Genomic DNA, 13,824 nt, shown 5'->3' with positions numbered 1-13,824 from the left:
ACCAACAGGCCGCTTTCTTTTGGGTATAGCGTCGTGGATAGTCATTCATCTTTCCGCCTGCTCCAAAAGCAAAAACCCGCCAGTCTGCACTGGCGGGTTTTCGTTAAAATAGGTGAAACTGACCGATAAGCCGCTTTCTTTTGGGTATAGTGTCGTGGACAGTCATTCATCTTACCGCTCGCTCCAAAAGCAAAAACCCGCCGGTTTTGCACTGGCGGGTTTCTGTTGAAGAGGTGAAACTGACCGATAAGCCGGGTTCTGTCGTGGACAGTCATTCATCTAGGCCAGCAATCGCTCACTGGCTCAAGCAGCCTACCCGGGTTCAGTACGGGCCGTACCTTATGAACCCCTATTTGGCCTTGCTCCGGGTGGAGTTTACCGTGCCACGGACTGTTACCAGCCGCGCGGTGCGCTCTTACCGCACCCTTTCACCCTTACCTGATCCCACTTGCGTGAGCCATCGGCGGTTTGCTCTCTGTTGCACTGGTCGTGGGTTTCCCCCCCAGGCGTTACCTGGCACCCTGCCCTATGGAGCCCGGACTTTCCTCCCCTCCGCCCGTCTCCCCCGAAGAGGACGACGACGAAGCGGCGACTGTCTGGTCAGCTTCGGCGCGCAGTATAGAGGGTTTGCGCGCCCTTGTCACCCCGCGTCGCGCATTCCAATCGCCAGCGTCGCGGCGATATTGCGCGAAGCACGGTAAATATTGTCATAAGCCCCGCTGAAAGCTTCATCCAGCGTAACAATACTGTTCAACACGCTGAATACAGCATCGATGCCATACTGATGCACAACGCCGACATCCTTCGTCAGACTACCCGCAATACCAATTACCGGTTTATTGTATTTCTTCGCGACGTTCGCTACGCCAATCGGCACTTTACCGTGAATGCTCTGGCTATCAATGCGACCTTCTCCGGTGATCACCAACGAGCAATCATGAATATGTTCTTCCAGATTGAGCGCCGTCGTCACAATTTCAATGCCGCTCTTTAGCTCTGCGCCAAGAAACGCCATTAGCGCCGCACCCATGCCGCCTGCCGCCCCTGCACCAGGAACGTTTTTCACATCAACATGCAGCGATTTTTTGATGACATCAGCATAGTGAGAGAGATTCCTGTCCAGCTCGATAATCGTGGCCTTATTAGCCCCTTTTTGCGGGCCAAAGATACGCGAAGCACCGTTATCGCCCACCAGCGGATTAGTGACATCGCAGGCGACGCGAATAGCGCAATCTTTTAAACGCGGATCGAGGCCGGAAATATCAATATCATTCAGGGTATTAAGACTGCCGCCGCCAAAACCGATTTCATTACCGTTGACATCGCTTAACTTCGCCCCCAGCGCCTGCATCATCCCCGCGCCGCCGTCGTTGGTGGCACTGCCGCCGATGCCAATAATAATGCTGGTCGCACCACTCTCCAGCGCCTGTAAAATTAACTCCCCCGTGCCGCGAGAAGTCGTCACCAACGGATCACGCTTTTCCGACGGTACTAACGCCAGCCCACTGGCCGCCGCCATTTCAATAAACGCGGTTTTACCATCGCCAGAGATCCCCCAACTGGCATTCACCTTTTCGCCCAGTGGCCCTGTAACCCAGGCGTGACGTTCGAAACCCTGGGTGGCTGCAATCATCGCTTCCACCGTTCCTTCGCCGCCATCAGCAACCGGAACCGAAACGTACTGTGCATCAGGAAAAATTTCCCGAAATCCTTTTTCTATCGCCTGCGCAACCTCGCTGGCAGATAAACTTTCTTTATAAGAGTCTGGGGCGATTACGATTTTCATACCTGTGCCTGTTACCACATGACGCCGGAGGGCGTTTCTCTTATTCGGCCTGGATTCCAGACCCGGATTGCAATACGCCATCCGGGCGCGACGCCATTAACGAGTAACTTCGACTTTTGCCAGTTTTTCGTAGTAGCACGCCAGGGCGCTATGATCCGCCGTTCCCAAACCATCGGCACGCAGTGCCTGCATCATCTCCATAACCGCAGCAGTTAGCGGCAATTGCGCACCAACGCCGTGAGAGGTATCCAGCGCATTCGCCAGATCTTTAATATGCAGATCAATACGGAAGCCTGGCTTGAAGTTTCTGTCCATGACCATCGGCGCTTTAGCATCAAGAACGGTACTGCCAGCCAGCCCACCGCGAATTGCCTGATAAACCAGCTCCGGGTTTACGCCCGCTTTGGTTGCCAGCGTTAACGCTTCTGACATCGCGGCAATATTCAGCGCCACAATGACCTGATTTGCCAGTTTAGTGACGTTACCTGCACCGATCTCCCCGGTATGCACCACGGAACCCGCCATCGCTTTCATCAAATCATAGTATTTGTCGAAAATAACCTTGTCGCCGCCCACCATCACAGACAGCGTACCGTCGATGGCTTTCGGTTCACCGCCGCTCACCGGGGCGTCCAGCATATCAATACCTTTCGCTTTCAGTGCTTCGCTGATTTCACGGCTTGCCAGCGGAGCGATTGAACTCATATCGATCAATACCGTACCTGGCTTCGCGCCTTCAATAATGCCATTTTCACCCAACGCCACCTCTTTCACATGAGGGGAGTTTGGCAGCATGGTTATGATGACATCGCACTGTTCAGCGACAGCTTTAGCCGTAGACGCTGTTTCTGCGCCTGCGGCAATCACTTCAGCAATGGCTTCAGGGTTACGGTCAGCAACCACCAGCGAGTAACCTGCTTTCAGGAGGTTTTTACTCATTGGTTTACCCATAATACCCAGGCCAATAAAACCAACTTTCATAGTCATATCAATCATCTCTCTTGTTGCGGTGGTGGTTATTTTTTAAAGGTATCTGCCAATTTCTGCGTGGCGGAACGGAATACGCCGAGATCGCTGCCGACGGCCACAAACGTCGCGCCCCATTCCAGATAACGACGCGCATCGGCTTCGACAGGGGCGAGGATGCCGCAGGGTTTGCCGTTGGCTCTGGCGCGATTAAAAATATGTTGAATCGCTTTTTGCACATCCGGATGTGACGCATTGCCGAGATGACCTAATGCCGCCGCCAGATCGCTGGGGCCAACGAAGATACCGTCAACGCCTTCAGTTGCGGCGATAGCATCAACGTTATCAACGCCTTGCTGGCTTTCGATTTGCACCAGAATGGTGATGTTCTTATTCGACTGAGCGAAGTAATCCACCACGGTGCCAAACATATTGGCGCGGTGAGAAACGGACACGCCGCGAATACCTTCTGGTGGATAACGGGTAGATGCCACCGCCTGCACTGCTTCTTCTTTCGTTTCGACAAAGGGGATCAGGAAGTTATAAAAACCGATATCCAGCAGACGCTTAATAATTACCGGTTCGTTGGTCGGTACACGCACCACTGGCGCGCTGACGCTCCCCTTCAGAGCCATCAACTGAGGAATGAACGTGGAGATATCGTTTGGCGCATGTTCGCCATCCAGCACCAGCCAGTCAAAGCCAGCTAAACCAAGAACTTCAGTGCTAATTGGGTTAGAAAGTGCTGACCAGCAGCCAATCTGTACCTGTTTCGCTGCCAACGCGGCTTTGAACTTATTTGGGAAAATATCGTTATTCATCGCTTATACCTTTGCTTATTTCTGCAATTCCATACGTTTAATGTCGCCAGTCAGGCTTCCCGGTGCAGTATTGAAAGAGGGCAATCTCTTCGATGACAATAAAAATAGGCAGTAAGATTAAAAAGGCACATGCGTTCCTTATTCAGCAATCCCACTAATTATGTTTATATTCCGTCGATAGTAAAAAGGTCAGTGCTATTTATTAAATATTCTCTTAACGAATATTGACCCTGTTCAATAATAAATCTGTTTTCGACAATGAGTATAATCAGACCAGAAATAATAGGCATTGTGCAAATGCTCATTATGATTGCCTGATATAAATATTATTTTGAGCATATGCCTATCACGCTGCGTGCCAATGCACATATTTACGCTTTGCCGGCCCCTGTCGCCCTGCTATCACGATAATTAGTGATGTTGATCACATACTGACTTTTCATCTCCTGACACTCTTATTCCATCTCACAGATGAAATTATTTCTGTCATCAGAATCACTCAACATAAATTTATTATTATTAGCGACCGGAGAAAACGGGATAATGGCCAACATCGAAATCAGGCAAGAAACGCCGACTGCGTTTTATATAAAAGTTCACGACACAGATAATGTGGCAATTATTGTTAATGATAATGGCCTGAAAGCAGGAACACGTTTCCCGGACGGACTGGAATTAATTGAACATATACCCCAGGGGCATAAAGTCGCATTAGTTGATATCCCTGCGAATAGCGAAATTATTCGTTACGGTGAAGTGATTGGTTATGCCGTGCGCGCAATCCCACGCGGAAGTTGGATCGACGAATCAATGGTCGTACTGCCGGAAGCGCCGCCGTTACACACGCTGCCATTGGCAACTAAAGTGCCGGCCCCCTTACCGCCGCTTGAAGGTTATACCTTTGAAGGCTATCGCAATGCCGATGGCAGCGTGGGTACCAAAAACCTGCTCGGCATCACCACCAGCGTGCATTGTGTGGCAGGTGTTGTCGATTATGTGGTGAAAATTATTGAACGCGACCTGCTGCCGAAATACCCGAACGTCGATGGTGTGGTGGGGCTGAATCACCTGTACGGTTGTGGCGTGGCGATTAACGCTCCGGCGGCGGTGGTACCTATTCGTACCATTCACAACATTTCGCTGAACCCAAACTTTGGCGGCGAGGTGATGGTGATCGGTCTGGGTTGCGAGAAATTGCAGCCTGAACGCCTGCTGGTCGGCACGGATGATGTACAAAGCATTCCGCTGGAGAACGCCAGTATTGTCAGCTTGCAGGATGAAAAGCATGTCGGTTTTCAGTCCATGGTCGAGGATATTTTGCAGGTTGCCAAGCACCACCTGCACAAATTAAATCAACGGCAGCGAGAAACCTGTCCGGCTTCAGAACTGGTTGTCGGTATGCAGTGCGGCGGCAGCGATGCGTTTTCTGGTGTAACGGCAAACCCGGCTGTGGGCTATGCATCTGATCTACTGGTGCGCTGCGGCGCAACGGTGATGTTCTCAGAAGTAACGGAAGTGCGTGACGCGATCCATCTGCTGACACCGCGCGCTATTAATGAAGAGGTCGGCAAGCGCCTGCTGGATGAGATGGAGTGGTACGACAACTATCTTGATATGGGAAAAACCGACCGCAGCGCCAACCCTTCGCCGGGCAACAAGAAAGGCGGTCTGGCAAACGTGGTGGAAAAGGCACTCGGCTCCATTGCCAAATCAGGTAAAAGCGCGATTGTTGAAGTGCTGTCACCCGGACAGCGCCCGACCAAACGCGGATTAATTTACGCCGCGACGCCAGCCAGCGATTTCGTCTGTGGCACCCAACAGGTGGCTTCAGGGATTACCGTGCAAGTATTTACCACCGGTCGCGGCACACCATACGGTCTGATGGCAGTGCCGGTCATTAAAATGGCAACCCGCACCGAACTGGCGAACCGCTGGTTTGATTTGATGGATATTAATGCGGGCACTATCGCCACCGGCGAAGAGACCATTGAAGAGGTGGGCTGGAAGCTGTTCCACTTTATTCTTGACGTCGCCAGCGGGAAGAAGAAAACCTTCTCGGATCAATGGGGACTGCATAACCAACTGGCAGTATTTAACCCGGCACCGGTGACCTGATAATTCAATTCATATTATGCCCGATAGCACACGTTTATCGGGCATATTGAGTCACAGCGAAGACGCGTGATCCCCGACCAGAATCACTTCAACCCCAGCCTTTCGCAGCCCTTCCAGACTATCCGCAGGAATGCCTTCATCGACAATGATCATGTCGATCCGTTGAGTATCGATGATCTTATGTAAACTGGAGCGGTTGAACTTACTGGAATCGGTGACCACGATGATCCGTTCCGCAACTTCGCACATCCGGCGGTTTAAACGAGCTTCATCTTCATTATGCGTACTGACGCCGCGCTCCAGATCGATAGCGTCTACGCCGAGAAACAGCATATCGAAGTGGTAATTTTGCAGCGATTGTTCAGCCTGATCGCCGTAAAAAGATTGCGACTGGCGGCGCAGATGCCCTCCGGTCATCAGCAGTTCAACGCCCTCCGCTTCCAGCAAAGCATTCGCCACGTTCATACCATTGGTCATCGCAATCACATCGGTGTGCTTGCGCATCAGACGGGCAATCTCAAAGGTGGTAGTTCCGGAATCGAGGATCACCCGATGACCCGGCTTAATCAACTCAACGGCAGCTTTCGCAACGCTGCGTTTCATCGCCGTGTTCAGCGCGCTTTTATCTTCTACCGAAGGCTCGACTGACGGCGTCGAGCCATCGCAGATCAGCGCGCCGCCGTAGGCACGCACGGCAATCCCCTGTTTTTCCAGAAACGCCAGATCGTTGCGGATTGTCACAGTAGATACACCATACAATGCCGACAGATCGTTAACCTGCACACTCCCTTGCTGACGCAGGCGCTGAATGATCTGCTCTCTTCGCTCGCTGGTGCCAGTCACTCGCTTCTCACCTGATGCGTCGGTATTACTCATAGTAAATCCTTTCGTAAATCTTTCGTTTCATTTCGTTTTTCTTATTAACGCCTTTCTATTAACCAAATGCAAGCCCACATTGCCTGTTGACGTAAGCGACTCTTGTTTCAGTAACTTTCATTATGTTTCTTTTGTGAATCAGATCAGAAAACCATTACCTTTCGTTTTATTTTCACCTCACCATGGCGCAGTATAAATTGAAACAAAACGAAAGGTTCGCAATGGCAATTATTTGGTCTGGAGAAGAAAGTGAAATATCTGATAGAAATGGTGAGACAGCACAAAGAGGGCAAAACAAATGGGATTTATGCCGTTTGCTCCGCACATCCGCTGGTACTGGAAGCTGCCATCCACTATGCCTTCGCAAACCAAACGCCGTTACTGATTGAAGCAACCTCCAATCAGGTGGATCAGTTCGGCGGTTATACCGGAATGACGCCCGCCGATTTTCGCGGCTTTGTTTGCCAGCTTGCCGACTCGCTGAATTTCCCGCAAAACGCGTTGATTCTCGGTGGCGACCATCTGGGGCCAAACCGCTGGCAGAATCTGCCTGCCGCTCAGGCGATGGCCAATGCCGATGATTTGATTAAAAGCTACGTCGCGGCGGGGTTCAAAAAAATCCATCTTGATTGCAGCATGTCCTGTCAGGGCGATCCGGTTCCCTTAACCGATGACATCGTGGCTGAACGCGCTGCCCGTCTGGCAAAAGTCGCGGAAGAAACCTGCCGCGAACACTTTGGCGAGACCGATCTGGTGTATGTCATCGGCACCGAAGTTCCGGTGCCCGGCGGCGCTCATGAAACCTTAAGCGAACTGGCGGTCACTACGCCCGATGCCGCCCGCGCCACGCTGGAAGCCCATCGTCACGCTTTTGAAAAGCAAGGTCTGAATGCCCTGTGGCCGCGCATCATTGCCCTGGTGGTACAACCCGGCGTCGAATTCGATCACACCAACGTTATTGATTATCAGCCCGCAAAAGCGACCGCCTTAAGCCAGATGGTCGAAAACTACCAAACGCTGATTTTCGAAGCTCACTCTACCGATTATCAAACGCCGCAATCACTACGCCAGTTGGTAATCGACCACTTTGCCATTCTGAAAGTTGGCCCGGCGCTGACCTTCGCCCTACGTGAAACCCTGTTTTCTCTGGCGGCGATTGAAGAAGAACTGGTGCCAGCGAAAGCCTGTTCCAGTCTGCGTCAGGTTCTGGAAAACGTGATGCTTGACCGTCCGGAATACTGGCAAAGCCACTACCACGGTGACGGCAACGCACGTCGTCTGGCACGCGGTTACAGCTACTCAGATCGTGTGCGCTACTACTGGCCGGACAGCCAGATTGATGACGCTTTCGTCCATTTGGTTCGTAACCTGGCGGATGCGCCAATTCCGCTACCGCTCATCAGCCAGTATCTGCCGCTGCAATACGTCAAAGTTCGCTCCGGCGAGCTACAGCCAACGCCGAGGGCGCTCATTATCAACCATATTCAGGACATCCTGGCGCAGTACCACACAGCCTGTGGAGGCCAATAACCAAAACAAAGAGGAACACGCTATGCCAAATATTGTTTTAAGCCGGATCGATGAACGCTTGATTCACGGTCAGGTCGGCGTTCAGTGGGTCGGATTTGCGGGGGCAAATCTGGTTCTGGTAGCCAATGACGAGGTAGCCGAAGATCCGGTACAACAAAACCTGATGGAAATGGTACTGGCAGAAGGGATCGCTGTGCGTTTCTGGTCGTTGCAAAAAGTGATCGATAACATCCATCGCGCCGCTGACCGGCAGAAAATCCTGCTGGTTTGCAAAACACCAGCCGATTTCCTGACGCTGGTGAAAGGTGGTGTCCCGGTGAGCCGCATTAATGTTGGCAATATGCATTACGCCAATGGCAAGCAACAAATCGCCAAAACGGTTTCTGTAGATGCGGGTGATATCGCGGCGTTTAACGATCTGAAAACCGCCAGAGTGGAATGCTTCGTTCAGGGCGTCCCGACAGAACCTGCTGTGGAGCTCTTTAAATTACTTTGAGGGATTCATCATGGAAATCAGTCTGTTGCAGGCATTCGTGTTGGGCATTCTCGCCTTTATCGCTGGCCTGGATATGTTTAACGGCTTAACCCATATACACCGCCCGGTGGTTCTTGGGCCGTTGGTTGGGCTGGTACTTGGCGATCTACATACCGGTATTTTAACCGGCGGTACGCTGGAACTGGTATGGATGGGGCTGGCTCCGCTGGCTGGCGCACAGCCGCCTAACGTCATTATCGGTACTATCGTCGGTACGGCATTTGCTATTACCACCGGCGTGAAACCCGATGTCGCAGTCGGTGTCGCCGTGCCTTTCGCCGTCGCGGTACAGATGGGGATTACCTTCCTGTTCTCGGTGATGTCTGGCGTAATGTCCCGTTGTGACCGGATGGCGGAAAATGCCGATACACGCGGCATTGAGCGAGTGAACTATCTGGCACTGCTGGCGCTCGGCACCTTCTATTTTCTTTGTGCTTTCCTGCCGATTTACTTCGGCGCGGAACATGCCAAAACCATCATTGATGTCCTGCCGCAACGGTTAATCGACGGCCTTGGCGTCGCAGGCGGCATCATGCCAGCAATCGGTTTTGCCGTGCTGCTGAAAATCATGATGAAAAACGTTTACATCCCCTACTTCATCCTGGGCTTTGTTGCCGCCGCCTGGCTCAAGTTACCGGTGCTGGCTATTGCTGCCGCCGCGCTGGCTATGGCGCTGATCGACCTACTACGTAAATCTCCTGAACCGACTCAACCTGCGGCACAGAAAGAGGAATTTGAAGATGGCATCTAATCAAACGACCTTGCCGAACGTCAGTGAAAACGAAGAAACACTGCTGACTGGCGTCAATGAAAACGTATATGAAGATCAGAGCATTGGCGCAGAGCTGACGAAAAAAGATATCAACCGCGTCGCCTGGCGTTCCATGCTGTTACAGGCTTCGTTCAACTACGAACGTATGCAGGCTTCCGGCTGGCTGTACGGTCTGCTGCCTGCACTGAAAAAGATCCACACCAATAAACGCGACCTGGCGCGTGCCATGAAAGGCCATATGGGCTTTTTCAATACTCACCCGTTTCTGGTGACGTTTGTTATCGGCATTATCCTCGCGATGGAACGCTCAAAACAGGACGTGAACAGTATTCAGAGCACCAAGATTGCCGTTGGTGCGCCGCTCGGCGGGATTGGCGATGCGATGTTCTGGCTGACGCTGCTGCCAATTTGCGGCGGGATTGGCGCCAGTCTGGCGCTGCAAGGCTCCATTCTCGGCGCTGTGGTATTTATCGTGTTATTCAACGTGGTGCATCTCGGTCTGCGTTTTGGTCTTGCGCATTACGCTTATCGAATGGGCGTCGCGGCGATCCCGCTGATTAAAGCGAATACCAAAAAAGTCGGTCATGCCGCGTCTATCGTCGGGATGACGGTGATCGGCGCGCTGGTAGCAACCTATGTCCGATTAAGCACCACGCTGGAAATCACGGCGGGCGACGCAGTGGTTAAGCTACAGACTGACGTTATCGACAAACTGATGCCTGCCTTCTTGCCGCTGGTCTATACCCTGACCATGTTCTGGCTGGTACGTCGCGGCTGGAGTCCGCTGCGCCTGATTGCAATCACTGTGGTTCTCGGCATCGTCGGTAAATTCTGTCATTTCCTTTAAATACAATGAGGTATTAGATGTTAAGTATTATTTTGACAGGGCATGGCGGATTTGCCAGCGGCATGGAAAAAGCAATGAAGCAAATCCTCGGTGAGCAATCGCAGTTTATCGCCATTGATTTTCCAGAAACCTCAAGCACTGCGCTGCTTACATCGCAGCTTGAAGAGGCTATCGCCCAACTGGATTGTGAAGACGGCATTGTTTTTCTGACGGATTTGCTGGGAGGCACGCCGTTTCGCGTAGCTTCAACGCTGGCGATGCAAAAACCGGGCTGTGAAGTGATCACCGGCACTAATTTGCAACTATTACTGGAAATGGTGCTGGAGCGCGAAGGGTTAAGCAGCGAAGAATTCCGCGTGCAGGCGCTGGAGTGCGGACACCGTGGGCTGACCAGTCTGGTGGACGAATTAGGTCGCTACCATAAAGAATGTCCGGTCGAGGAAGGAATATAAGGTAAACGCCCCGCCGCTGTTGGTAAAAGACAGTGAGTGGCATTTTACACTTTCGTTTCTTTATCTGGCTTTCACTTCCCCTACGAGACTTTTTTCTTTTGTTTTGACTTTTGCACCGGTGTCGGATGCGACGCTGACGCGTCTTATTCGACCTACGGCTGGGCAGGTGGCAGCCTGGCTGGATCAGGCGTTTACGCCGCATCCGGCAATCGGTGCAAATATCCCCCCATCACGCAATACCTTTATCTTCCCTTGTCTTTTCTTTCAACGATCACAAATTTCGTTTTATTTCTTTCTTCATTGTTGAACTTTCAGTTTCTTTTCTATAAATTTTAATCAACGAAAGATATCATCAAGTGAAATGAAACGAAAGGAAAGCGAAAGCGATAATGCCAGACGTCAAGTTCATCAAACTAAGGATTTAGTTATGCCAGAAAATTACCCCCCTGCGACCACCACCACCGGCACATGGACTGAAGAAGAGATCCGCCATCAGCCTCGCGCGTGGCTTCGTTCGCTCGCCAACATTGACGCGCTACGTTCCGCGCTCAACAGTTTCCTTGCACCGTTACTGCGCAAAGAGGATCTGCGGATAATCCTGACCGGAGCCGGAACCTCGGCATTTATCGGTGACATCATCGCGCCGTGGCTCGCCAGCCATACAGGCAAAAACTTCAGCGCCGTACCGACCACCGATCTGGTTACCAATCCAATGGACTATCTGAATCCAGCGCATCCGCTGCTGTTGATCTCCTTCGGTCGATCCGGCAATAGCCCGGAAAGCGTCGCCGCCGTGAAACTGGCAAATAAGTTTGTACCGGAGTGCTATCACCTGCCGATCACCTGCAATGAAGCGGGCGCTCTCTATCAAAACGCGATCAACAGCGATAACGCGTTTGCCCTACTGATGCCCGCAGAAACGCACGATCGCGGCTTTGCGATGACCAGCAGTATTACCACCATGATGGCCAGCTGCCTCGCGGTTTTCGCACCTGAGATGATCAACAGCCAGACCTTCCGCGATGTGGCGGATCGTTGCCAGGCGATCCTGACCTCGCTCGGCGATTTCAGCGAAGGCGTGTTTGGTTACGCGCCGTGGAAGCGGATCGTTTATCTCGGTAGCGGTGGCTTACAGGGCGCGGCACGCGAGTCGGCGCTGAAAGTGCTGGAACTGACAGCGGGTAAACTGGTGGCCTTTTATGATTCCCCGACCGGATTCCGTCATGGCCCGAAATCACTGGTCGATGACGAAACGCTGGTGGTGGTGTTTGTCTCCAGCCACCCCTACACCCGTCAGTATGATCTTGATCTGCTGGCAGAACTCCGCCGCGATAACCAGGCAATGCGCGTGATCGCCATCGCCGCTGAAAGCAACGACACTATCGCCGCCGGCCCGCATATCATCCTGCCGCCATCCCGTCACTTTATCGACGTTGAGCAGGCATTTTGCTTCCTGATGTACGCCCAGACGTTTGCACTGATGCAGTCGCTACATATGGACAATACGCCGGATTCCCCATCAGCCAGTGGCACCGTAAACCGCGTGGTGCAAGGTGTAATTATTCATCCGTGGCAGGCATAAGAGGATCGCATTATGAGCATTATCTCCACCAAATATCTGTTACAGGACGCCCAGGCCAATGGCTACGCGGTGCCTGCGTTTAACATCCATAACGCCGAGACGATCCAGGCGATCCTCGAAGTGTGCAGTGAAATGCGATCGCCAGTCATTCTCGCCGGGACGCCGGGAACCTTCAAACATATCGCGCTGGAAGAGATCTACGCCCTGTGTAGCGCCTATTCCACAACCTACAACATGCCGCTGGCACTGCATCTCGACCACCACGAATCGCTCGATGATATTCGCCGTAAAGTCCACGCTGGCGTGCGCAGCGCGATGATCGACGGCAGTCACTTCCCGTTTGCTGAAAACGTGAAACTGGTGAAATCGGTTGTCGACTTCTGCCACTCGCAGGATTGCAGTGTGGAAGCCGAACTGGGCCGTCTGGGAGGCGTGGAAGATGATATGAGTGTTGACGCAGAAAGCGCGTTCCTCACCGACCCACAAGAAGCCAGACGCTTTGTCAAACAGACTGGCGTCGACAGCCTGGCGGTAGCGATTGGTACGGCGCATGGCCTGTACAGAAAAATACCGAAAATTGATTTTCAGCGGCTGGCGGAAATTCGTGAAATGGTAGACATCCCTCTGGTACTGCATGGCGCCAGCGATGTCCCGGATGAATTTGTTCGCTGGACTATTAAACTGGGTGTGACGAAAGTTAATGTCGCAACAGAATTAAAAATAGCCTTCGCCGGCGCGGTTAAAGCCTGGTTTGCAGAAAACCCGCAGGGTAATGATCCTCGCTATTATATGCGCGTCGGCATGGATGCAATGAAAGAAGTGGTCAGAAATAAAATTAATGTCTGTGGTTCAGCAAATCGCATTTCAGCATAATCATTAATTTTATAAAATTTATTAATAAGTACTGCTCGACTAATATCGGGTAGTGCCTTAATGGCAAAGGAAATGAGTAAACCGTAATAAATACATCAGTACAATATCGCAACGATAATATATTTTAAAATTATATTATTCAATTTTTATGGTGAGGATTACATAATGAGCAGTCCAAATATTCTCTTAACCCGTATTGATAACCGTCTGGTTCATGGCCAGGTTGGCGTGACCTGGACATCCACCATCGGTGCGAATCTGCTGGTGGTCGTGGATGATGTTGTCGCTAACGATGATATTCAGCAGAAACTGATGGGTATTACTGCGGAAACCTACGGCTTTGGTATCCGTTTCTTTACTGTCGAAAAAACCATTAATGTCATCGGCAAAGCTGCACCACATCAGAAGATTTTTCTGATTTGCCGTACGCCGCAAACGGTACGTAAATTAGTAGAAGGTGGCATTGATCTGAAAGATGTCAACGTCGGCAATATGCATTTCTCGGAAGGGAAAAAGCAAATAAGTAGTAAAGTTTATGTCGATGACCAGGATCTCACGGACTTACGCTTTATTAAACAACGCGGCGTGAATGTTTTTATTCAGGATGTCCCCGGCGATCAAAAAGAACAAATCCCTGACTAGATCTAAAATCGCCTTAATATTAGTTTG

13 protein-coding genes and 1 other RNA gene are annotated in these 13,824 nt (G+C 51.5%); 9 read left to right on the top strand and 5 right to left on the bottom strand.

Translation table 11 applies throughout. The annotated features are described in order from the left end of the window. Positions 1-231 precede the first annotated feature (231 nt). From rnpB to garL, 4 genes are all read right to left on the bottom strand, one after another. Positions 232-608, bottom strand: an RNA gene (gene rnpB, locus C3D30_RS01775) — RNase P RNA component class A. 32 nt (positions 609-640) lie between these two features. Beyond that, complete coding sequence (gene garK / locus C3D30_RS01770; RefSeq protein ID WP_105286376.1) at positions 641-1,786, bottom strand: glycerate 2-kinase; 1,146 nt, start codon at positions 1,784-1,786, stop codon at positions 641-643. Between the two features lie 96 nt (positions 1,787-1,882). Next, positions 1,883-2,773 (bottom strand): 2-hydroxy-3-oxopropionate reductase, encoded by an 891-nt coding sequence (gene garR, locus C3D30_RS01765; protein WP_016159730.1) that lies wholly within the window; start codon positions 2,771-2,773, stop codon positions 1,883-1,885. Between the two features lie 29 nt (positions 2,774-2,802). Then, a complete protein-coding gene (garL, locus tag C3D30_RS01760; RefSeq protein ID WP_001058059.1) occupies positions 2,803-3,573 on the bottom strand; it encodes a 2-dehydro-3-deoxyglucarate aldolase in 771 nt (256 codons plus the stop codon). A 543-nt stretch (positions 3,574-4,116) separates the two neighbouring features. On the opposite strand from garL, the gene garD reads away from it, so the two are divergent. Then, positions 4,117-5,688 carry a galactarate dehydratase gene (garD, locus tag C3D30_RS01755; RefSeq protein WP_105286375.1) on the top strand — a complete coding sequence of 524 codons (1,572 nt, stop codon included), beginning with the start codon at positions 4,117-4,119 and terminating at the stop codon, positions 5,686-5,688. A 51-nt stretch (positions 5,689-5,739) separates the two neighbouring features. On the opposite strand, the gene agaR is transcribed toward garD, so the two are convergent. Further along, positions 5,740-6,564 (bottom strand): aga operon transcriptional regulator AgaR, encoded by an 825-nt coding sequence (gene agaR / locus C3D30_RS01750; protein WP_105286374.1) that lies wholly within the window; start codon positions 6,562-6,564, stop codon positions 5,740-5,742. A 249-nt stretch (positions 6,565-6,813) separates the two neighbouring features. Here agaR and kbaZ point away from each other — a divergent pair, with 249 nt between their 5' ends. From kbaZ to agaB, 8 genes are all read left to right on the top strand, one after another. Next, the gene (gene kbaZ / locus C3D30_RS01740) at positions 6,814-8,094 is read left to right on the top strand and encodes a tagatose-bisphosphate aldolase subunit KbaZ (RefSeq protein WP_105286372.1); all 1,281 of its coding nucleotides are present in this window, start codon (positions 6,814-6,816) and stop codon (positions 8,092-8,094) included. Between the two features lie 22 nt (positions 8,095-8,116). Next, complete coding sequence (gene agaV, locus C3D30_RS01735; protein ID WP_016159723.1) at positions 8,117-8,590, top strand: PTS N-acetylgalactosamine transporter subunit IIB; 474 nt, start codon at positions 8,117-8,119, stop codon at positions 8,588-8,590. Positions 8,591-8,600: 10 nt separating this feature from the next. Next, complete coding sequence (gene agaW / locus C3D30_RS01730; protein WP_000406230.1) at positions 8,601-9,380, top strand: PTS N-acetylgalactosamine transporter subunit IIC; 780 nt, start codon at positions 8,601-8,603, stop codon at positions 9,378-9,380. Beyond that, positions 9,370-10,248, top strand: coding sequence for a PTS N-acetylgalactosamine transporter subunit IID (gene agaE / locus C3D30_RS01725; protein WP_016231475.1), 879 nt, complete (start codon positions 9,370-9,372; stop codon positions 10,246-10,248). Before agaW ends, agaE begins: the two co-directional genes overlap by 11 nt. Positions 10,249-10,265: 17 nt before the next feature. Then, the gene (gene agaF, locus C3D30_RS01720; RefSeq protein WP_000948830.1) at positions 10,266-10,700 is read left to right on the top strand and encodes a PTS galactosamine/N-acetylgalactosamine transporter subunit IIA; all 435 of its coding nucleotides are present in this window, start codon (positions 10,266-10,268) and stop codon (positions 10,698-10,700) included. A gap of 427 nt (positions 10,701-11,127) precedes the next feature. After that, positions 11,128-12,282, top strand: a complete 1,155-nt coding sequence (locus C3D30_RS01715; RefSeq protein WP_105286371.1) for an AgaS family sugar isomerase — start codon at positions 11,128-11,130, stop codon at positions 12,280-12,282. Between the two features lie 12 nt (positions 12,283-12,294). Beyond that, positions 12,295-13,155, top strand: a complete 861-nt coding sequence (gene kbaY, locus C3D30_RS01710; RefSeq protein WP_016159722.1) for a tagatose-bisphosphate aldolase subunit KbaY — start codon at positions 12,295-12,297, stop codon at positions 13,153-13,155. A gap of 165 nt (positions 13,156-13,320) precedes the next feature. Further along, complete coding sequence (gene agaB, locus C3D30_RS01705) at positions 13,321-13,797, top strand: PTS galactosamine transporter subunit IIB (protein ID WP_000098036.1); 477 nt, start codon at positions 13,321-13,323, stop codon at positions 13,795-13,797. Positions 13,798-13,824 lie beyond the last annotated feature (27 nt).

Origin of the sequence: Escherichia sp. MOD1-EC5433, assembly GCF_002966005.1 — a bacterium.
GTDB lineage: Bacteria > Pseudomonadota > Gammaproteobacteria > Enterobacterales > Enterobacteriaceae > Escherichia > Escherichia ruysiae.
This window is presented reverse-complemented; position numbering and strand designations above follow the sequence as displayed.